Raw genomic sequence first — 20,018 nt, 5'->3', positions numbered from 1 at the left:
TCGTGTAAAAATATGGCTAACAGTTAGCCTGTTTTTTGACTAAGTGAAATTCGGTTAGGGTTTTGTTAAAAACTATACTGTTAATCATCCTCTTTAGCAAAGCGAATAGCTTCTTTTACTCTTCTATTTTTCTTATTTTTAGCTAAAAATGCATCACTATTTAGAATGTTAATCAATTGTTCTTTTCCTAATATCCTTTTGATATTTGTTAACATAATTTCTAGATCTGAAACTTGATCATTAATATGATCAGATAAATCCATTGATAGATAACGATCTTCAAGCAAAGCTAAAGCACGATCGGGGTTAATTCTTAACAACAACTCAAATGCTGGTAATTGAAAGATACGACATTTTATTAGATTTTCTAACAAAAACGTTGCTTTTGAGACTTCTACCTCATCGATAAAATTATTTTTTCCATATTTATCCGTTAGTTCAATCCACAATTTTTTATATAAGGATTCAAATCTTTCGAGTGTATCAACAAGCATTTACGATCCCCTTATGAATAATCAACATATCTTATATTTTGCTAATTAGTTGCCTTATTGCTTGAAATTATCTTTTCAAGCCAAACTAATAGCAGATAGATTTATCTTCAATGTGATTAATTTTTGTTTTATTATGGTAAATAATATTTACGGCTAGAACTAAATTTATAACACTAATTCAATAAGTTAAATGTAAATACAACTTTTAACATTATAAATCTTTTCAATCATTCTAATGCATAATTATGACTGCAATTTTCGGTGATAATATTTAGATAATGTAGAATAATAATATGTGTTTTTTAATAAAATTTTTAAGTACAATTTAATTAAATATTTTACTATGTTTACAATATCCTACTCTTGTGGGATAGATGGAACTATAGTTCTATTTTTATAACAGTTATAATTGAATATGAGCAGCTAAATATAAAAATTTAAGCTTTTATTAAATACTACCTAATAAATTAATCTCATTTTAAAAAAATAAAACTTAACTAACTTAGTTGGTTACAACTTTTATCAGTGAAAGCAAGATGATAACAAATACTACATCTTATTTTTAATAATTCAATAAATAAATTCACTTTGCAATAGTATTGATAATAAAATCTACAACAACGCTTCAGGTTTATGTATAAGTTGTCATGCATAACCTAACAGCGACTTCACTAACAGTATATTACTGAATATAAAATTTAATATTGATGTTTAGTTCAAATATCAACAGCTTTCATTACTCACTAACATTTTTGACTTTGTTAACTATTTATCTTCAGTTAATGCATTTAAAAAATCATCCAATGATGCTGATAAATAATCGCTATTTTCCGTAAAGTTTTGTTCATGAGTTAAACTATCATCCCAATCCCATAAACAATATCGATAAATAGCACCATTATTAAGATTAATACAGATAAAACTATCGCTATAATCTAATGCAAATGGTAATAATGTTTTCTCTAATTTATGCTGTTGCCAAAGTTGTTGCACAGTTCCTTCTATTAAAAAATCAGGATCATGATCAGAGGCTAGGTTATATTTAATAGGCATAAAAAGAGCAATTTTTAACTTATCTACTAAATTGGGCAAAGTAAAACAATCTTTATATACCAAACCACCATTACAACGTAAATATAATGCCTTTAATGAGTCAGGTAAAGTAATGCCCAAAGTTTGCTCGCATGTTTGTAAATCTTTTTCAGTGAGTTGCTTTTCACTTTGATAAAAATTATTCATATCAATCATTTTATGTCCTTACTTTATTGCTTTGTCTTCCTACCTATTCATTATTGATCTTATTTTATTTATTTGAAAATAAATTTTTGTTATATAACGATCTACTAAAGTTCGATTAGCCAAAATATACGTTTATTGAAAAGTATATGTTACTAATAATCGTATGTTATTTTTAAAATAATTAATTTAATCATGGTATTATTAATTTTTTAGAAAATTCAATTATCTAGCTCTAGATGAAAGGTAATATTGTAAAACCACGATTAAAATTTTAGTTAGTCTTTTGACGTCTAACTTAGCTAATGCCATTTATGAGATAACCTGCCCTAGTTTTGTAAAGGTGAAATCAATTCCAACTGAATTAGAGATACTCCATGAAGGATGGCAAATAACACAGACGCAAAATGCGCTATTACATGTAGATTGGGACGAAGTCTGCTCTGATAGATCGGTTAATTTAGGCCAGCAAATCCCTTTCACCATAACGATTAACGGTAAAACATATAAACATGCTTGGCTAATAGACAATAATTAATCACATTGAACGCTATTCTGGGTAGTCTATGTTTACCGATAGCTTATATAGTGCAACATTTTTTTACCAAGCTTAGAATAGCGATTATTCAAATATTAAGCGAAACTTGATAAAAAAAACCCAAGTCGTAAGTTGTTAACAACAAAAGAGCAAGTTTCGACTTAACCAACCAATTAGCCCATTTATTGATTTGTAACTTACAAAAATACATTTTTAAACGGTTGTTCAAAAACCGTTAAATAGCGATCATACAGAGCAAACCTATTTCACTAAAATCACCCTATTTTGGTGTAACAGTTTAAATATTAGCTTTTTTATATACTTTAAAGGTCAATTTTAGTAAATAAAATAAATTATATTTCGTAACTAAAAAAGTCTAAACTTTTTAATAATTAATGGAGTATCTAATCATGCTTGTTTATTCAATGCAAAATGAAACAGTTGACGCATTAGCATATCGCGTTTTTGGTAGCACGGCTGGTATTGTAGAAACTATTTATCAAAATAACCCTAATCTTTGTGAACTCCCTGCCATGTTACCAATCGGCACTGCTGTCAATGTTCCTGAGTTTGTATCTGAACCCAAAAAAAATCAGATTAATTTATGGGATTAATTAATTCAAAACCATAGTTTTTGTTTACTTTACAGCTAAAAACAGGCCCGATTCTTTTAATCCACATCGATGACTTAATCGTCTCAATAATAAATTCAAGTAGGACAACAAAACCATATTTATTAAATAATAATAAACGTCTTGAACTAAGTGTAAAGATCGAATCATACTAAAACTAAACTCGAATAATAACCATTCAAACATGATTTAAAATAACAAAATGCTACGTTAATTTAGAATAATTTTTATTATATGTTTGGTATGGGTACATACGAGTAGTAATAACTCAACATAATCAAAGAGATTACTATGAAAAAATTGATAACCTGAAACAATTTCTTTTTGAAAAAAAACTAATTAACAATGCCGTTTCACAATTACAAATGGCAGTAACAAACGGCCATATCGAAGCGATTACTACGAGTAATTTAGTACTTTTTTATCATTATACTTTGCATTTAACTTTTGATAATTACCAATTTCCATTCGAAGGACTAATGCAGGCAATAGTTAGTTGGATGACAAACAATCAAAGCGATAGTATGCTAAATCCAGAATCACGTAAAACGTCAATTAAATTTGATGTTCAAGACATCACTGAATGTCATTGCAAAATAAATATTAAGCTAAAATTGTCAGAACGCATTCTTACACAAAATATAAATGAAGCATTACAATCTCAAATAATTAAAGACAAAATTCTTGATGAAGATTTATTAAATTAGTGAGATTTTCCTTTTTAAAATAAGTTAAAATATCTGCCTACTCTATATAAGGTGTAATAAAAAACACCTTGTTCTATTTTATTTTTAATTTGATATAAATAACTTTTAGTGATCACATTTACATAGAAATAAAATCGATATTTGTTATATCCAGTTACTAATTGCATTAAACGAATACCAAAAACTTTATTATTTAGGTTAAATGAACGCATTTATGCAACGATAAAGTAATAATCAGAGTTTTTGCGAGTATATCTATTTTGTTAAAACAGTGATGGGCAATGAACTTGTATCTACCTTATTTTTTATTTGAAAAGAATAAAATAGCCATGGTATTGTAAAATATTTTTATAATTTGAATGAGTATAAAAAGGACTGGCATGGTTGACTTTAATGTGATGATAAATTGATCATTCCTATTATTCAATAAAACACTAAATTAGTTTATTTTAAGAGTGTTAGTAATATTTAATAATATATCCTACCGCAAATAGCATATTTCTCCTTTTATTATAGTTAACGCGCCTAACTTCCCCTACTCTTCCTTATAATCTTTAGAATTAAAATCCGCTGATAATACAATATTGGTTGCTTTTCCGCCCCTTTAGCCACAAAAAAACAAATTATCATTCTTATTGTCATTTTTTAACAAACCGTAACAAATGGCAGATGTTAACAACATAAGGATTGTGTGCTACGCAGCTTTTCAAAACACATTTTATTCAATGAAAGCTGACATCCATATAAGTTGTAAATACATTTATAACCAACCTAGCCTATTGTTTTAATCACGCTAATAATTATTAGCTGTTCATGGATGTTGTAACTAAATATTCTACAAATAAGGTCGCTTTATTTTTAAAGCATAATTGACGATTATAGCGCCATGAAAACATATCATCCAGCCGACTTAGTCGACATATTACGAAAAATAGAAAATCTGATCCGTCCCGGTGTAGTTTGTGAAACAAAAGGTGACAGGGTTAGAGTCCGTTCAGGCAATCTTATTACAGCTTGGTTGCCCTGGTTTACTCATCGAGCAGGGAAAAGCCGTTCATGGTGGCGCCCATCTGTTGGAGAGCAGGTGTTCATCTTAAGTCCCAATGGTAATTTGGAGCTAGGGTGCGTATTACCAAGCCTTTATTGCAATGATAATCCAGCACCTTCAAATTCTGAGGATGGTTATTGTGTGACTTTTCCCGATGGCGCTTCATTCGAATACGAACCTAAAACTAGCTGCTTAACAATAAAGGGAATAAAAACAGCAGTCATTGAAGCTAGCGAACAAATTACCGCTAAAGCTGGTACTAAAATTCACCTTGACACACCACTTGTCGAATGTAGTGACCATGTCACATTTAAATCTTTCAATGCAACAGGTGGTGGACAAAGTGGCAATACCGGATATTTAACTGGCAATGTGATTCATCAGCAAGGCCAATTATCGTCCAATGGTATTGTTTTAGATTCACATATCCATACAGGTGTTAGAGCTGGTGGTGAAACAACAGGAAAACCCAAATGAGTTATATTGGCATGAATTGTAAAAGTGGGCGCACGATTACTGATATGGATCATATCAACCAATCTATTAAAGATATTTTGACAACCCCTGTCGGTTCTCGAATTGAACGTCGTAATTATGGCTCATTACTTTTTTTATTATTGGATCATCCCAATACCGAAGCAACAAGATTAAAAGTGATTTCTGCAACAGTAATGGCATTAAGCCAATGGGAACCACGTATAAAAATTGATGCAGTTGATATTTTCAATGACAAAGAAAAATTAACAGTACACATCGTTGGTTCACGAACAGATAAACCAAATGAATCATTCAGCAGTGAGATTGAGGTAGCAACATGGCAACATTAACAGATCTTTCATTATTACCCCCACCTGACATCATTGAATCGTTAGATTTTGAAAAGATCTTTCAACAACGTAAAGATAAATTTATAGCACTTTATAGTGATGAACAACAGCAAGAAGTCGCCAAAACATTACAATTTGAAAGTGAACCAATTGTTAAATTACTGCAAGAAAGTGCCTATTACGAATTAATTTTACGTCAACGAATTAATGAAGCATCACAAGCCTTGATGATTGCACATGCTAAAGGTCGTGATCTTGATAACTTAGGCGCAAATTTTAATGTACAACGCTTAGTAATTCAACCTGAAGATAATAGTGTTGTTCCGGCAATTAAACAAATTAAAGAATCGGACAGCGATTTTAGACTGCGTATTCAGAATGCATTTGAAGGTTTATCCGTTGCTGGTCCTCGAGCTGCCTATGAATTTTTTGCACGAAGTGCTGATGGACGAGTATTGGATGCAGCTGCTGAAAGTCCTTCACCTGCTTGTGTAACTCTTGCAATTTTGTCGCGAGAAAATAATGGCAAAGCATCGGATGAATTAATAGCAATTGTCAACCAAGCCGTAAATGAAGAAAATCGTCGTCCAATCGCCGATCGTGTCACAGTCAAATCAGTCGATTTGATTCACTATAATATTAAAGCTTCACTTTATCTATACCCAGGACCTGAATCTGAACCGATAAAAAAGACAGCAATCAACAATTTGCAAAATTATATTACCGAAAAACACCGAATTGGTAGACGCATTAGTCGCAGTGCAATCATCTCTGCTTTACATGTTGTTGGCGTTGAACGAGTAGAATTACATGAACCTGTGCAAGATATATTAGTTAATCGCGAACAAGCCAGTTTTTGTTCTGATTATCAAATTGGGGTAGTGAGTTATGGCGAATAAAACTTTACTTCCGCCGACTGCTACAAGATTTGAGAAAAATCTTTCACAGGCTATGTTATGCGATCCACCCATTCCTTTACGTTCACTTTGGGATCCAATGACTTGCCCTTTCAAACTTTTGCCATACTTAGCTTGGCAATATAGTGTTGATCGCTGGGATGAAACTTGGCCAGAACAAACGAAAAGAAAGGTAATTGCTGAAGCTTTTGAAATTCATAAATTGAAAGGTACTAAAGAAGCAATTCGTCGCGCAGTCGAACCATTTGGTTATTTAATTAGTATTACCGAATGGTGGCAAAACAACCAAAAACCTGGCACTTTTTCATTACAAATAGGTGTTTTAGATAAGGGAATTACTGCCGACTCTTACAAAGAATTAAATCGAATTATTGACGATGTAAAACCCGTTTCACGTCAATTGTCTTCACTCTCAATTCAATTAGTATCCAAAGGTGAAATCACTGTTGGTGCTAGCTGTTACGACGGGAATATTCTTTATATTTACCCTTATGTGACTGAAACAATAACTACAACCTCCGAACGCCAAGTAGGCGCAATTATTCACTTAATCGATACAATGAGCATAAAACCATGAGTCAAACTTACTATACAATATTAACTAAACAAGGCGCTGCATTGCTTGCTAATGCAACAGCTTTAGGGGTGCCATTAAAATTAACGCAAATGGGTGTTGGTGATGGCAATGGATCAATCCCTAAACCACTCGCTACTCAAACAAAACTGGTTCATGAGGTCAGACGAGCTGCTATTAATACGTTATTTATTGATAAACAAAATTCTAACCAAATCATCGCCGAACAAGTCATTCCTGAAAATGAAGGTGGTTGGTTTATTCATGAGATCGGTTTATATGATGATGAAGGTAATTTAATTGCAGTCGGTAACTGCCCTGCAACTTATAAACCTAAATTAGTTGAAGGTAGTGGTCGAACCCAAGTCATAAGAATGGTAATTATAGTTGATAACGTCAACTCAGTTGAACTAAAAATCGATCCTTCTGTGGTACTTGCAACTCGTGAATATGTTGATAACTTAATTGCAACGAAAATGGAAGCACATGAAAAATCAACCAACCATCCTACTGCTACAACTAAATCAAAGGGATTTGTACAATTAAGCTCAGCAACCAATAGTACAGCTGAAAACCAAGCCGCAACGCCTTTAGCAGTAAAAAATACTTACGATTTGGCAACAAGTGCAAATGATAAAATTGATGATTTAAAGCAATGTTTTTCGTATTCTGATGAGCATCATCAAGCTGAAGTTCACTCGCGAAATCAAATTAATCATTTCGTTGTTCGTGATGATGATCTCGTGGGTTTGTATTCGTCTAGAGAAAGAGATTTTTTGTGGTCATTTTCTGGTGATAGGTTGCATAAAGGTTTTATAGACGTTAGTCAAGTTTTGACACAACAAAAGCATGACGAAAACGGATTTATCAAGCTGCCGAGCGGCATTATTCTTCAATGGCTTACTGCTGTGACGGACACTAACGGATATCTTGACGCGCGACTCCCAATATCTTTTCCAAATCGATTGCTATCAGTATTTATCACGGAAGCAAGTGCACATGAGTGGACATACGAGAGTTCTTACTCTTACGGTTATTCGTCTCAATACTCTACGCAATCAACGATTCGTGTTCATTCGCGATGCGCGGTCCAAGGTGGCTATCTACGCGGTCAATCAGGACGGTTCTCATTGCTTGCTATAGGTTGTTAATTTACAAAAAAAAGAGGTCTTATGTCAATATATTACGATAAAAACACACTCGGTTTTTATGATTCAGAAATTAATACAATTCCAGAAAATTCTGTAGAAATTACTTATGAATATCATAATAAGCTATTGCAAAAACAAACACTTGGGCTTGAGATACAACCTGATAAAAACGGCTATCCTGTTGCGCTTGAGCGCGTTTTAAGTGACGAAGAGCGAATATATAGAAACGAATCAAAAAAACAACAGTTAATTAATGAAGCGATACAAAAAATTGCATTACTTCAAGATATTATTGATTTAAATATGCAAGAAAGTAACGAAGAAGATATGCTAAAAAAATGGAAACAGTATCGAATTCTATTAACTAGGATTGATACTAATCAATTAGATGTCAAATGGCCTGAACAGCCAGAATAGATATTTAGACTCTACGGGAAAACAGCATTAATGTAAAGTATGACTTTTAATTAATTGCTGTTTTTATTTGAATTAAAATTCACTTATTACGACAACCAAATAAATTTATTTTAAATCATATATTTATTTATAAAATTATTACATTTTGTAAATGTTCTAACTGTATTCTCTGTCAACATCATCGTCTGTAATCGCAAAATAATATTGAATAAATAGTAGCATCCTCACTAATACACAATTCTGCTAGATTATTTATTTTTTTCAAGACACTAAATAATCATTGTAATAAATCAGCTCAAAATTATTAAATAAACAAATTTTTTCAACGTTAACAATATATCTGAAAATAATTAAGGTGACCTACTCTATTTTTTACTCTATACAATAATTATTCTTCTTTTATCAATAAATTATTACGATTTTGACTAGTTAAAATAATTACGTTTAGACTATTTCATAAAACCTTATAGCGTCCTATTTTTGATAACTCAATTAAAAAATTCCTTTCCGAATTTTAGTAAAATATCTCATTATTTATTTAAAGGCCTAATTTGTATTAGTATTTTTAACATCTTCACTACAATTAGTATTAATTATATTTTAGATACTTTTGACTATTCCTCTTAGATTATCAAATTCAATTAACGCTAATCATCGATAAATTCTCTTATTTAGTTGTAACAATAATACTTACAAATTCAACAGCTAACACTCTTTTCTTAAATATGTGACTATAAGCTCGCACATTAACCTTACCATATATTAATCACAACGGAGATCTTATGGCTAACGATTATCATCATGGCGTCCGAGTCATCGAAATCAATGAAGGAACACGTACTATCCGAACAGTTTCAACAGCTGTTATTGGGGTGGTCTGTACTGGAGAGGATGCCGATGCAACTTATTTTCCACTTAACACCCCTATTTTAATTACTAATATCAATACAGCAATTGGTAAAGCAGGTTCTCAAGGTACTTTAAAACCAACATTAGAAGCAATTGCTGATCAATGTACGCCAGTAATTGTAGCTGTACGTGTTGAAAAAGGCGCATCTGATGCAGAGACAGAAGCAAACATTATTGGTACTACAACCGAGAATGGCAAATATACCGGTATGAAGGCCCTTCTTTCAGCACAAACACAGTTAAAGGTCAAACCACGCATTTTGGGGGTACCGGGTTATGACTCGTTACCTGTTGCAACAGCATTAGTGTCATTAGCGCAAAAATTACGTGCATTTTGCTATGTTTCAGCGTTTGGCGCAAAAACAAAAGAACAAGCGGTGCTCTATCGCGATAAATTAGGTGCTCGCGAAGCTATGATCATTTGGCCAGATTTTGTCGGGTTTGATACCACCAAAAAATCAAACGTTACATTGTCTGCAACTGCACGAGCATTAGGTTTACGTGCACAAATTGACCAAAAGGTAGGTTGGCATAAAACCTTATCTAATGTACCAGTTAATGGTGTCACCGGTATATCACATGACGTGTTTTGGGATTTGCAAGAAGAAAGTTCAGACTCAAACTACCTTAACGAAAATGAAGTAACAACATTGATTTGCAATCAAGGTTACCGTTTTTGGGGCTCACGTACCTGCTCTGCAGATACCTTATTTGCTTTTGAAAACTATACACGGACAGCACAAGTATTAGCTGATACGATTGCCGAAGCACAATTTCAATTAGTCGATGCGCCTATGCATGCTTCTTTAATTAAAGATTTAGTCGAGTCGATTAATAATAAATTCCGTGAATTGAAATCTAATGGTTACATCGTTGATGGTAAAGCCTGGTTTGATCCAGAATCAAATACTGCCGATATATTAAAAGCTGGCAAACTTTATATCGATTACGATTATACCCCAGTGCCCCCACTTGAAAATCTTATGTTACGCCAACGTATTACCGATAAGTATCTAATCGAATTGGCTGACTCAGTTGCTACAAACTAAGGAGAACAACTAAATGGCTCTACCTAAAAAACTCAAATATTTCAATGTCTATGTGAATGGTACATCGTTTGTCGGTGAAGTGGAATCTTTCACACCACCAAAACTAACCCGTAAGTTTGAAAACTATCGTGGTGCAGGCATGCCTGGTAGTGTTCCAATTGACTTAGGCTACGATGATAACGCACTCACTGTGGAATGGACTATAGGCGGCTTAGCACATGAAGTTCTAAAACAACATGGCGGATTGCTCAATGGCGTAACTTTACGCTTTGCCGGTGCTTACCAAAAAGATGACAGTGAAGATTTTATAAAAGTCGAAATCATCGTCAATGGTCGACATAAAGAACAAGATCGTGGAGAACTTAAACAAGGTGAAAGTAACGCAACCAAAATAACAACACAGTGTACCTATTATAAAGAAATTATTGATAACGAAGAAATAACCGAAATTGATTTTATTAACATGATTGACAAAGTTAATGGTGTAGATCGTTTATCCTCTGCACGTAATGCAATTGGTTTATAAATTAACACATAAAAATTACTATAACTCAGCCCGAAAGGGCTAATTGAGAGATTGATCAATGACAAACACAAATAAAGTAAAACTAAAAACTGGGATTTTATCAGGTAAAAAAATGATTACTGAATTTACCATTCGTAAACCATTAACTGGTGATTTACGTGGTGTTAAATTAATTGATTTTATTGATTTAGATATCGATGCATTAGCAAAAGTATTACCAAGAATTACTATGCCTTCAATTGCTGAACATGAAGTTTTTGGTTTAGATTTAATTGACTTATCTGAAATCACAAAAGTTGTTATCAGTTTTTTGTCCCCGAACTTGAACGATGCGAGCCAAGAATCCCTAACCGAGTAGAAGATGCAATGGCAGATATTGCCTTGATATTTCATTGGCAACCTTCCGAAATGTACAAATTTACGTTAACTGAACTAATGGAATGGCAAGAACAAGCTTGCCAAAGAAACGGTACCCAAAATGGATAATAGAGAAAATATCACAGTCCAACAACATGATACAAAAATGGCGCTACCGTTTCGCGCCATTTTTGTGGCTGTTGGTGATTTAAAAAAACAGACTAAAATCATATCAAATCAATATAATAGTTACCGCAAGTTACAATTAAAACTTAATAACGGGTTATCAAGTGAATTAAAACTCACCGATAAAAATAACGCGTTAAAGCTTATTAGACAAAATCGTATTAATTGGTTAACAAAATCAAATAATGCTGCTAATCAAATTGTAAATAATCATGACTTAACTTGTTTGATCAAGCCAAATATTATTTTTAAACGTAAATTCCCATTATCAAAAAATGATAATCCTAGGAGCGATTTGTTACACAAAAGCCACGCCAATATAAACTACCAAAAACAAAAAACTGATAATTTAAAATTTAAAAACTGTCATAACCATTTAATTAAAACTGTCCATAAACTGGCTATCGCAAAAATTAACGCCAATAACAAACTCAATGAGCAACGAGTAAAATTAATTAATTTTTTTAATGGTGATATTCACTATTCAACACATAAAATCAAAAGCCCATACAGTAAAAATAGAGATATTATAAAAGCGCATATTAATAGCTCAATTACGCCAAATCATGCGGCTGCTCAGATCAATTTTAAAAAAAATATAAACGTAAATAACGACTATTTGAATCGGAATATAAGCTATCCCAAAATTTCAGTTAATCTGAAATTTATAGATAGCTTTGCCTATGTATTTAATCAATCTAAACCATTTAGGCTTAACATACAAAATTTGGAATTTGTTACCACTATTCTTGCAATAGATGTATTGGTTAATAACATTAATACAACCAAAACGATTTCACAGCGCGTAAAAGAATGTTTTTTTAATTACTTACCTCAAACAACTAAACATAGTTTTTGGATAGATAAACATCCAACTTTAAAAGCAACATCTGAGCTATTTAAGATAAATCCTATCTTATATACTAAATCAGCTATTAGCCTAATGAGAAACTTAATATCATCTAACAACAAAAAAAGTGAAAGGTTCGATCCAAAATTAATTCGTCATGATGATTTTTCGAGTAAAATATTTAATCATACTTATAATAATTTGTTTGCTAAGCTCACCACAACTAAACAAACCAGTACAGACAAGAGGTTAAATAATAGTTTAGAAACGCTCAAACAAATAGCTAGCGCTAATCAACATTATCTAATTTCAACTAACAGTTCATTCATCAACAAGACCTCAAAATCATGTATTGATGGTTTTTATTTACCTAATCTAACATTTAAACTTATTGAAAAAAGTTTTACTCCCTACAAAATCTTTTCTCAAAAAAGTTTCAATGCGCTAAAAAAACTGTATTTAGAATCAACCGATAATCCCCATTTACAAATGCTTTTTATAAGAATAGTTAAGGATTTCACCCATCGTTTTAAAAATAAGGTATTGGAGAGTAAAAAAATAATCTTGAGTTTATTTGAAGATACATTGATTGATCATAACTTCATTAAGGTTTTCTACGACGTTAACCTTAAAACGATTAAAAATAATTTCCAAGCCATTGTTCATGGTAATGATGAAATACTTTATTCCATGTGTAATTTTGCTAACAAAATTAATCTAACGCAAACCAACATTGAAAATTATCTAGTAAATAGTCATTCAACGCTAGTTACAAATTTGACTAACAAGTTAATTCAAGGAAGCGCTTCACAGTATTATATCACTGTCAATGCCGCCCCTGGCATGAATGAACAAGAACTTGCAGATAAAATCACTGAAGAACTTGATCGACGAGAACAACAAAAATTATTTCAATTTCGCAGTAGCTTAAAGGATATCGATTAATATGATGATGTGTTATGGCTTTTTTGTTTTTAGCCTAAAAAATTTACCCTATCAGACTATGAAAATAAATAAAAGTTGGAGTTACGTAGCTAATGAAAGAGTGAACAGACGCCCTGCTCTTCAATATACTGGTCCAAATAATGATACAGTTACTTTATCGGGATCAATCTATACTGAAATTACCAATGGTAGACCAAGCCTTGAATTATTGGAAAGAATGGCTTATCTAAAAACGCCATTGCCGTTGATTGAAGGTACTGGTGTACCGCTAGGCTTTTTTGTGCTCGTCAGTGTAGAACGCACCCATAGTGAGCTAAATCGTAATGGCTCACCTCTGAAAATTGACTTTACTATGGTATTAAAAAAAGTCGATATTTCTGACTTTTTTGATGATAGTAAAATCAGCGACATAATAGATATAATCATATAGGTATAAAATGGCAACCCCTAAATTCAAAATTGAATTATTACCAGATAATAATCAACAAAGTAATTCAGATCAACGCGAAGATTTAACTTCATTATTTGATGCAAGACTTATATCGATGATAATTACAGATAATCGAGGTTTTGAATCAGATACAATTGAAATGCAACTCAATGATGCCGATGGTAAACTCAAATTACCAAAGCGAAAAGCCAAACTCGCTGTTACTTTAGGATGGAGTCAAATTCAAGCAACTGATAAGGATTCAGATGACAATATCATCGGGCCTAACATCAAAAACGTTTTTTTGATAGATGAAGTTGAGCACAGTGGTACTCCTGACCTAATGACTATTCGTGGTCGAAGCGCACAAAATACCGAGGAGTTAGAAGAAAAAAAAGAACAAAGTTATGAAAATATTACGCTGGGCGATTTAATTGCTATCATAGCTAAACGAAACAATTTAGCTTATCGTTTTGATAAAGATATTGGGGCCTCGCAAATCTTTCATATGGATCAAACTCAAGAGTCTGATATCTCTTTTCTTACGCGAATGGTAGATGAAGCCGGTGGCGTTGTGACCGTAAAAAACGATATAATGCTCGTGTTTAAAAAAGGAAAGGGTCTTACCGTTGGTGGTAAAATCATACCTCCAGCAATTATCAAGCGAGAGTCGGGAGATAAACATCGATTTTTTACCTCTGAGCGAACAGGTTATACAGGTGTTCAGACCTATTGGTATGATTATGCCAACCCAACTAAAAATCCACATAAAATCATTTATAAAAGTCAGATAGATAAAAGCCAAATTGTATTAAATGGTAAAAACGAAAAAATCAAAATAATTCGATATGTCTATGCCAATAAACAAAGTGCTGAAAAAGCAGCAGAAAGCGAATTAAACAAAATAAAACAAGGTACAGCTCAATTTACCATCGAGTTAGCTAAAGGTAGGCCGGATCTTTTTACCGAAATGCCGGTTATCGTTGAAGGATTCAAAACAGAAATAGACTCGACCAACTGGACTATCATACAATGCGTTCACACTTTAAATAGAAGTGCTGGATTCAAAACAACGGTACATTTAGAAATCAAACTTAAAGACGAAATTTATTATAATAAAAATTAAAGCCTAAATAGTAAAAAAACGCTAGACTTAATTTAAGTTTAATATAAAATTAAGCTTAACTTAATTATAAAAGGTATCAAAATATGAAATGTCCACACTGCCGTAGTAAAACTTTTATCCGTTCAAGTGAAGAAATTAGTAATTTAACTCGAAAACAATATTATCAATGCTCCAATCTATATTGTGGTCACACTTTTACTGCAATACAGTCTGTATCAGAAACTATCGTACCTAGCGCTATTCCCGATCCAACTGTAAATATTCCTATATCACCTTATAGTCGTTATGCTAAACATGCATAAATAAAGATCGGGTTAGAGGATTAAACTAACCCGATTACTTAAAAGGCTCTATCGACTTATTATCGTTTATAAAATTACAAATAAAAGTGTTAGATATAATAAATGTTAAGCTAAATTAAAATAAAAAATAGATCGAATAATTTTAATATAACTAAATAACTTATTGATAGAATGAATTGTCTATATATCAACAATTCATTCTATCATTTTGCTAACAGATAGTCCTTTCACACAAATACCAATAAAACTTTGGTATTATTGAGGGTTAACAATTGCTAAAAGATTTTTTTGACATTGTTCACTAATACTTTCGCGAATTAATTCTCTTTTTTTGAATTCACTTCGCTTATTACTTTTAACATCTTCAATCGATTTTTGAGGCTGATTACACGGCAATTTAAACCAAGCTTTATTATATGAGACACCATTTAATTCTTGCCAAAATTTATCATAATCGAAATCAAATTTACCAAACTTCACATGCCCTTTACTTTTGACAGCGTATATATTTTCGATTTTAAAAAATTTAGCAATTTCCATCATAAAAACCATTATTAAATTCTTAGGCCTAAAACCAAAAAAGTCTTTTGTTAGTTGCTTTAATATCTCATTGCTTGTATGACCTTGTACGCCCGCGATATAAATTTCATTCAATAACGTTATGGTAAAATGAATTGAAAAAACCAACTGTTCACCAAAACGCATAATAATCCTTAAATCTCCTTCTCTTGGATACAAAGGCGCAGTAAGATGGAACGAAATTTTTGCATCATTCTTACCCTCAACTTGAGCCAACATAATACCATCAAGCTTTTTAGAATAAAGTTTATCTATTACACGTGGATTGATTTTTTGATCAATAAAATCAATATGAGAATTTAAAATAGCGAGCTTTTTATTATACGAAATTTTTTCACTAAGATATTTATGGAATATTTTTTCACTAAATGGATAAGGATTTTCCCATTTCTGGTAAGCTAATGGATAAACACTTGAGGTACATTTTTTTTTAAAGTCTGAATAGTTAGATCTATTTAATGTAGCTTTAATATAAAATAAAGTTAATCGCGACTTCATTCCTAGAATTCCTTAATGAGATAACAAACAAAAAATGGGGATTTTTAAGTCATTGTTATAAATGTTTAAATGATAAAAAATAATAATGTATTATTTCATCTTGTGATAATAAGTAAAGCCAATAATATAACAGTTTTTTTAATTTATGGCTTTACACTTAATATATAAAATAACTTACTCACCAATCGATAATCTTACATAATAATTGATAGAACACATTTTTTACATTACAAAATCGCGCGTTCGCGTTTGTCAAAAAAAAGTTGTTACTAAGAAGTTATTTATTGTTTAATTTTCAAAAAAAACTGAATCAATTCTAATTTATATTAACGTAAAAACTCAATTTAAAAGAAAATAGTCAATGTAGATATGGTGGCCCCTACTGGACTTGAACCAGTGACCAATCGATTATGAGTCGACTGCTCTGACCAACTGAGCTAAGGGGCCATATTGAGAAGTGCTACTTAATTAGTAGGGTTGCGATTATAATAGAGTTATTTTTAATTTGCTACAATTAATTATTAAAATAGGTTGGGTTGCTTAATTATTAATCTTTAACTCGTAGCCATATCTATATTGATTAATAATTACAGATATTTTTTAATCGATTAACCTGATACAATAACTTTATAAATAATTATTCGTTGTTTTATTGGTTGAGGAAATATTATGTCTTTCAAAAAATGTTTACTTATTAGTGCAGCTATTTCAACTGCATTACTTTTAAATGCTTGTAGTAACTCTAACTATCAACTCACCTCTGCGGGTAGACAAGTTCAATTTATTGACACAAAACCTGCCGCTAGTTGTCAATTTGTTGGTAAAGCAGAAGGTCGTCGTAGCTCACTATTTTCTGGCTTAAAAACACACAGTGAGCTTATTCGAGATGCCGCTTCAGATTTAATGAATAAAGCTGCCGCTATGGGTGGAAATGTGATTTATAATGCCCAAGATGCATCATTGAATTATATATCAGAAGTCGCTCCAACAGATGCTGTCATGGTTGGTGAAGTTTTCCGCTGCAACAATTAAGCAAAATAAAAAAGGGAGCTTAATGGCTCCCTTTTTTGATAAAGCTCTAAATAATTATCCGTACTGTTTTTCAAAGTGCTTCATAAAATCGATTAAATAGTTAACGCCTTCAAGATCCATTGCATTATAGATTGAAGCCCTCATCCCACCAGCAATTCTATGACCTTTAATTCCGATAATATTTGCTTGTGTTGCTTCGCTAACAAACTTTTTATCAAGATCGTCATTGGGTGACAAGAAGGTTACATTCATGATAGATCGATTAGAGATAGCCACGGTATTACGATAAAAATCAGATTGATCAATAAATTGATATAACAATTGTGCCTTAGCTTGATTACGTTGCTCAATCGCTTTTAATCCACCTAAATTTTTAATCCATTTGAATACTAACCCAGACATGTACCAAGCGAATGTAGGTGGCGTATTAAACATTGAGTCATGATCCATTAAGATTTTATAGTCTAAAACGGAAGGTAATACTTTTTGAGCATGACCAATTAGATCTTCCCGAACGATGACAATCGTGATTCCTGAAGGGCCAATATTTTTCTGTGCCCCCGCGTATATAATGCCATAGCGACTTAAATCAATCGGTTGAGATAAAATACAAGATGATAAATCAGCAACGACTGTTTTATCGCCAAAATTAGGTTGTTCGAATATTTCCACTCCGTCAATGGTTTCATTAGGGCAATAATGAATATACGCGCTATCATCACTCAATTGCCATTCGGACATGGGTTTGATTGAGGTCATGCCTTGGTTTTTAATCACCACATTTTGTTCAATCACATTACAGTATTTTGTTGCCTCTTTGGCGGCACACTGGCTCCAATAACCACTGTTTACATAATCAGCACTTGTTTTATTACCAAGAATATTCAAAGGTACGGCAGCAAATTGCGCTCTTGCTCCACCTTGGCTAAAGAGAATTTTATAATTATTAGGTACGTTTAGAATATCACGAAGATCGTTGGTTGCTTCAATTGCACAAGCATCAAAATCCTTACCTCGATGACTTAACTCCATGACAGAAGCACCTGTATTATGCCAATCTAATAATTCAGTTTGAACTTGTTTTAAGACATCAGCAGGTAGTTTTGCAGGACCTGCACTAAAGTTATAACTTTTACTCATTGCAATTCACTTTAATCCTTTCAAAAAGAGCTCTATTTTTACACTGTCTTAAAAGATATACAATCATATTTTTAGTAAAAATATTTGTTTAATAAATAGGTTTTTATCAAAATGCCGACTTATCATCGGCAAATTATATAGCTAGATTTAGATAGAAAGTTATAAAACTTGTTGTTTTGCGTTGGCTATCGCTATTTTAACTTGTTGTGGTGATACACCACCTTTGGCTAATCGCTTAGCTAAACATGATTCGAGTGAGAGATTTTCATAAACATCTTGTTCAATAACCGAACTGAAGATTTTTAATTCATCCAAAGAGAGTTCTTCTAATGCTTTTTGTTTTGCTATTGCACCAATAACCGCTTCGCCGACAATATGATGCGCTTCTCTAAATGGTATCCCTTTAGCCACCAAATAATCGGCAAGTTCAGTTGCATTAGCGTAACCTTGCTTTGCAGCTTGTCGACAAACAGCATAATTGACTTTTATATCTTCAAGCACTAATGCGGCCATATCTAAACACTCATGCCATGTGTCTAGTGCATCAAATAAATGTTCTTTATCTTCTTGCAGATCTTTATTATAAGCAAGAGGTAAGCCTTTAAAGGTTATCATTGCCCCAGTTAGTGCACCTGCAACTCGCCCTACTTTACCTCGAATAAGTTCTAATGCATCAGGATTCTTTTTTTGTGGCATTAATGATGAACCCGAGGTTACACGATCAGACAATTCAATGAAATTGGCTTCACCGCTATTGAAAATGATTAGATCTTCAGCAAATCGAGATAAATGAACCATACCAATTGACGCATTGTTCAATAGTTCTAAAATATGATCACGATCAGAAACAGAATCTAAACTATTATTGGTCGCGCAAGAAAATCCTAACCAATAAGCTAACTCATCACGATCGATTGGATATGCTGTGCCAGCAAGCGCGCCACTACCCAAAGGACTGACATCTAAACGTTTTAACGTATCTTGCAAACGACTTTCATCACGTGTAAGCATTTCGTAATACGCTAAGCACCAATGCGCAAACGTAACAGGTTGTGCACGTTGTAGATGGGTATAGCCAGGCATAACCGCATCTTGATGCTGCTCGGCTGTAAGCACTAAGCGTTTTCTGAGTTTGTTAATAGCTGTGATAAGGTGAGCAATTTCATCTTTACACCATAATTTTAGATCGGTTGTTGATTGATCGTTACGGCTACGCCCCGTATGTAATTTTTTACCTAAATCACCAACTTTTTCGATGAGTTTTTGCTCTACCCAACTGTGAATATCTTCCGCATCACTTTGTAGAATTTGTTGTGGGTTTTGCCGTACTGATTCTAATAATTCATTTAAAGCTTTTTCTAATTTTTTTTGTTCATCATAAGATAAAACGTCAACTGTCACCAATGCTTTAGACCATGCAATTGATCCAATGATATCTTGCTCTGCAAGCCGATAGTCAAAGCGTAAAGAATCATTAAAATGTTTAAATCGTTGATCTGCTGCTTGGCTAAAACGCCCACCCCATAATGCCATAATTACCTCAAATAT

General features: G+C 32.5%; 23 protein-coding genes and 1 tRNA gene. 18 read left to right on the top strand and 6 right to left on the bottom strand.

Annotation, left to right across the window (positions count from 1 at the left end; all coding sequences use genetic code 11):
* Positions 1 to 80: 80 nt before the first annotated feature.
* The gene (locus tag J3U57_RS06580; protein WP_267332723.1) at positions 81 to 494 is read right to left on the bottom strand and encodes a hypothetical protein; all 414 of its coding nucleotides are present in this window, start codon (positions 492 to 494) and stop codon (positions 81 to 83) included.
* Positions 495 to 1,259: 765 nt separating this feature from the next.
* Positions 1,260 to 1,742 (bottom strand): SMI1/KNR4 family protein, encoded by a 483-nt coding sequence (locus J3U57_RS06575; protein ID WP_267344202.1) that lies wholly within the window; start codon positions 1,740 to 1,742, stop codon positions 1,260 to 1,262.
* Positions 1,743 to 2,016: 274 nt separating this feature from the next.
* Here J3U57_RS06575 and J3U57_RS06570 point away from each other — a divergent pair, with 274 nt between their 5' ends.
* The 17 genes from J3U57_RS06570 to J3U57_RS06490 all read left to right on the top strand — a co-directional run bounded on the left by J3U57_RS06570 (position 2,017) and on the right by J3U57_RS06490 (position 15,221).
* Positions 2,017 to 2,268: a hypothetical protein gene (locus J3U57_RS06570; RefSeq protein WP_267344203.1), complete on the top strand. Its 252-nt coding sequence runs from the start codon at positions 2,017 to 2,019 to the stop codon at positions 2,266 to 2,268.
* Positions 2,269 to 2,678: 410 nt separating this feature from the next.
* The gene (locus J3U57_RS06565; RefSeq protein WP_267344204.1) at positions 2,679 to 2,882 is read left to right on the top strand and encodes a tail protein X; all 204 of its coding nucleotides are present in this window, start codon (positions 2,679 to 2,681) and stop codon (positions 2,880 to 2,882) included.
* A 269-nt stretch (positions 2,883 to 3,151) separates the two neighbouring features.
* Positions 3,152 to 3,607, top strand: a complete 456-nt coding sequence (locus J3U57_RS06560) for a phage tail protein (RefSeq protein ID WP_323849455.1) — start codon at positions 3,152 to 3,154, stop codon at positions 3,605 to 3,607.
* Positions 3,608 to 4,493: 886 nt separating this feature from the next.
* Positions 4,494 to 5,132 carry a phage baseplate assembly protein V gene (locus J3U57_RS06555; RefSeq protein ID WP_267344205.1) on the top strand — a complete coding sequence of 213 codons (639 nt, stop codon included), beginning with the start codon at positions 4,494 to 4,496 and terminating at the stop codon, positions 5,130 to 5,132.
* A complete protein-coding gene (locus J3U57_RS06550; protein WP_267344206.1) occupies positions 5,129 to 5,482 on the top strand; it encodes a GPW/gp25 family protein in 354 nt (117 codons plus the stop codon). The genes J3U57_RS06555 and J3U57_RS06550 overlap by 4 nt, the downstream gene beginning before the upstream one ends.
* Complete coding sequence (locus tag J3U57_RS06545; RefSeq protein WP_267344207.1) at positions 5,470 to 6,381, top strand: baseplate J/gp47 family protein; 912 nt, start codon at positions 5,470 to 5,472, stop codon at positions 6,379 to 6,381. The genes J3U57_RS06550 and J3U57_RS06545 overlap by 13 nt, the downstream gene beginning before the upstream one ends.
* Positions 6,371 to 6,976, top strand: a complete 606-nt coding sequence (locus tag J3U57_RS06540; protein ID WP_267344208.1) for a phage tail protein I — start codon at positions 6,371 to 6,373, stop codon at positions 6,974 to 6,976. Before J3U57_RS06545 ends, J3U57_RS06540 begins: the two co-directional genes overlap by 11 nt.
* Complete coding sequence (locus tag J3U57_RS06535; RefSeq protein WP_267344209.1) at positions 6,973 to 8,124, top strand: phage tail protein; 1,152 nt, start codon at positions 6,973 to 6,975, stop codon at positions 8,122 to 8,124. Before J3U57_RS06540 ends, J3U57_RS06535 begins: the two co-directional genes overlap by 4 nt.
* 21 nt (positions 8,125 to 8,145) lie before the next feature.
* Positions 8,146 to 8,541 (top strand): tail fiber assembly protein, encoded by a 396-nt coding sequence (locus J3U57_RS06530; RefSeq protein ID WP_267344210.1) that lies wholly within the window; start codon positions 8,146 to 8,148, stop codon positions 8,539 to 8,541.
* Positions 8,542 to 9,323: 782 nt separating this feature from the next.
* Positions 9,324 to 10,499 (top strand): phage tail sheath protein, encoded by a 1,176-nt coding sequence (locus J3U57_RS06525; protein WP_267344211.1) that lies wholly within the window; start codon positions 9,324 to 9,326, stop codon positions 10,497 to 10,499.
* 13 nt (positions 10,500 to 10,512) lie between these two features.
* Complete coding sequence (locus J3U57_RS06520) at positions 10,513 to 11,025, top strand: phage major tail tube protein (RefSeq protein ID WP_267344212.1); 513 nt, start codon at positions 10,513 to 10,515, stop codon at positions 11,023 to 11,025.
* A 58-nt stretch (positions 11,026 to 11,083) separates the two neighbouring features.
* On the top strand, positions 11,084 to 11,383 hold the full coding sequence (locus J3U57_RS06515) for a phage tail assembly protein (protein WP_267344213.1): 300 nt from the start codon (positions 11,084 to 11,086) through the stop codon (positions 11,381 to 11,383).
* A gap of 8 nt (positions 11,384 to 11,391) precedes the next feature.
* On the top strand, positions 11,392 to 11,511 hold the full coding sequence (locus J3U57_RS06510) for a GpE family phage tail protein (protein WP_065634419.1): 120 nt from the start codon (positions 11,392 to 11,394) through the stop codon (positions 11,509 to 11,511).
* Complete coding sequence (locus J3U57_RS06505; protein ID WP_267344214.1) at positions 11,504 to 13,363, top strand: hypothetical protein; 1,860 nt, start codon at positions 11,504 to 11,506, stop codon at positions 13,361 to 13,363. Before J3U57_RS06510 ends, J3U57_RS06505 begins: the two co-directional genes overlap by 8 nt.
* A gap of 1 nt (position 13,364) precedes the next feature.
* Positions 13,365 to 13,793, top strand: a complete 429-nt coding sequence (locus tag J3U57_RS06500; RefSeq protein WP_267344215.1) for a phage tail protein — start codon at positions 13,365 to 13,367, stop codon at positions 13,791 to 13,793.
* Between the two features lie 7 nt (positions 13,794 to 13,800).
* Positions 13,801 to 14,919: a contractile injection system protein, VgrG/Pvc8 family gene (locus J3U57_RS06495; protein WP_267344216.1), complete on the top strand. Its 1,119-nt coding sequence runs from the start codon at positions 13,801 to 13,803 to the stop codon at positions 14,917 to 14,919.
* 83 nt (positions 14,920 to 15,002) lie between these two features.
* Complete coding sequence (locus tag J3U57_RS06490; protein ID WP_065633969.1) at positions 15,003 to 15,221, top strand: ogr/Delta-like zinc finger family protein; 219 nt, start codon at positions 15,003 to 15,005, stop codon at positions 15,219 to 15,221.
* Positions 15,222 to 15,476: 255 nt separating this feature from the next.
* Here J3U57_RS06490 and J3U57_RS06485 read toward each other — a convergent pair whose 3' ends face one another.
* Positions 15,477 to 16,298, bottom strand: a complete 822-nt coding sequence (locus J3U57_RS06485; RefSeq protein WP_267332707.1) for a VirK/YbjX family protein — start codon at positions 16,296 to 16,298, stop codon at positions 15,477 to 15,479.
* A 370-nt stretch (positions 16,299 to 16,668) separates the two neighbouring features.
* Positions 16,669 to 16,745, bottom strand: a tRNA-Ile gene (locus J3U57_RS06480).
* Positions 16,746 to 16,967: 222 nt separating this feature from the next.
* Between J3U57_RS06480 and J3U57_RS06475 the strand changes: the two genes are divergently transcribed.
* The gene (locus J3U57_RS06475) at positions 16,968 to 17,330 is read left to right on the top strand and encodes a DUF4156 domain-containing protein (RefSeq protein WP_065633640.1); all 363 of its coding nucleotides are present in this window, start codon (positions 16,968 to 16,970) and stop codon (positions 17,328 to 17,330) included.
* A gap of 54 nt (positions 17,331 to 17,384) precedes the next feature.
* On the opposite strand, the gene serC is transcribed toward J3U57_RS06475, so the two are convergent.
* Both serC and argH read right to left on the bottom strand, forming a co-directional pair.
* A complete protein-coding gene (gene serC / locus J3U57_RS06470; protein ID WP_267344217.1) occupies positions 17,385 to 18,470 on the bottom strand; it encodes a 3-phosphoserine/phosphohydroxythreonine transaminase in 1,086 nt (361 codons plus the stop codon).
* 159 nt (positions 18,471 to 18,629) lie between these two features.
* The gene (gene argH / locus J3U57_RS06465; RefSeq protein ID WP_267332653.1) at positions 18,630 to 20,003 is read right to left on the bottom strand and encodes an argininosuccinate lyase; all 1,374 of its coding nucleotides are present in this window, start codon (positions 20,001 to 20,003) and stop codon (positions 18,630 to 18,632) included.
* Between the last annotated feature and the right edge of the window lie 15 nt (positions 20,004 to 20,018).

This window comes from Gilliamella sp. B3464, from assembly GCF_026536145.1.
Lineage (GTDB): Bacteria > Pseudomonadota > Gammaproteobacteria > Enterobacterales > Orbaceae > Gilliamella.
The sequence above is the reverse complement of the archived record's forward strand: the minus strand, read 5'-3'. Positions and strand labels throughout refer to the sequence as shown.

What these genes read in the sequence shown, in the direction of transcription:
- J3U57_RS06525 (WP_267344211.1), top strand. Translation starts at nt 9,324, where the DNA reads ATGGCTAACGATTATCATCATGGCGTCCGAGTCATCGAAATCAATGAA.
- J3U57_RS06530 (WP_267344210.1), top strand. Translation starts at nt 8,146, where the DNA reads ATGTCAATATATTACGATAAAAACACACTCGGTTTTTATGATTCAGAA.
- argH (WP_267332653.1), bottom strand. Translation starts at nt 20,003, where the DNA reads ATGGCATTATGGGGTGGGCGTTTTAGCCAAGCAGCAGATCAACGATTT.
- J3U57_RS06575 (WP_267344202.1), bottom strand. Translation starts at nt 1,742, where the DNA reads ATGATTGATATGAATAATTTTTATCAAAGTGAAAAGCAACTCACTGAA.
- J3U57_RS06495 (WP_267344216.1), top strand. Translation starts at nt 13,801, where the DNA reads ATGGCAACCCCTAAATTCAAAATTGAATTATTACCAGATAATAATCAA.
- J3U57_RS06500 (WP_267344215.1), top strand. Translation starts at nt 13,365, where the DNA reads ATGATGATGTGTTATGGCTTTTTTGTTTTTAGCCTAAAAAATTTACCC.
- J3U57_RS06555 (WP_267344205.1), top strand. Translation starts at nt 4,494, where the DNA reads ATGAAAACATATCATCCAGCCGACTTAGTCGACATATTACGAAAAATA.
- J3U57_RS06490 (WP_065633969.1), top strand. Translation starts at nt 15,003, where the DNA reads ATGAAATGTCCACACTGCCGTAGTAAAACTTTTATCCGTTCAAGTGAA.
- J3U57_RS06565 (WP_267344204.1), top strand. Translation starts at nt 2,679, where the DNA reads ATGCTTGTTTATTCAATGCAAAATGAAACAGTTGACGCATTAGCATAT.
- J3U57_RS06510 (WP_065634419.1), top strand. Translation starts at nt 11,392, where the DNA reads ATGGCAGATATTGCCTTGATATTTCATTGGCAACCTTCCGAAATGTAC.
- J3U57_RS06475 (WP_065633640.1), top strand. Translation starts at nt 16,968, where the DNA reads ATGTCTTTCAAAAAATGTTTACTTATTAGTGCAGCTATTTCAACTGCA.
- J3U57_RS06550 (WP_267344206.1), top strand. Translation starts at nt 5,129, where the DNA reads ATGAGTTATATTGGCATGAATTGTAAAAGTGGGCGCACGATTACTGAT.
- J3U57_RS06485 (WP_267332707.1), bottom strand. Translation starts at nt 16,298, where the DNA reads ATGAAGTCGCGATTAACTTTATTTTATATTAAAGCTACATTAAATAGA.
- serC (WP_267344217.1), bottom strand. Translation starts at nt 18,470, where the DNA reads ATGAGTAAAAGTTATAACTTTAGTGCAGGTCCTGCAAAACTACCTGCT.
- J3U57_RS06535 (WP_267344209.1), top strand. Translation starts at nt 6,973, where the DNA reads ATGAGTCAAACTTACTATACAATATTAACTAAACAAGGCGCTGCATTG.
- J3U57_RS06545 (WP_267344207.1), top strand. Translation starts at nt 5,470, where the DNA reads ATGGCAACATTAACAGATCTTTCATTATTACCCCCACCTGACATCATT.
- J3U57_RS06515 (WP_267344213.1), top strand. Translation starts at nt 11,084, where the DNA reads ATGACAAACACAAATAAAGTAAAACTAAAAACTGGGATTTTATCAGGT.
- J3U57_RS06540 (WP_267344208.1), top strand. Translation starts at nt 6,371, where the DNA reads ATGGCGAATAAAACTTTACTTCCGCCGACTGCTACAAGATTTGAGAAA.
- J3U57_RS06505 (WP_267344214.1), top strand. Translation starts at nt 11,504, where the DNA reads ATGGATAATAGAGAAAATATCACAGTCCAACAACATGATACAAAAATG.
- J3U57_RS06520 (WP_267344212.1), top strand. Translation starts at nt 10,513, where the DNA reads ATGGCTCTACCTAAAAAACTCAAATATTTCAATGTCTATGTGAATGGT.
- J3U57_RS06580 (WP_267332723.1), bottom strand. Translation starts at nt 494, where the DNA reads ATGCTTGTTGATACACTCGAAAGATTTGAATCCTTATATAAAAAATTG.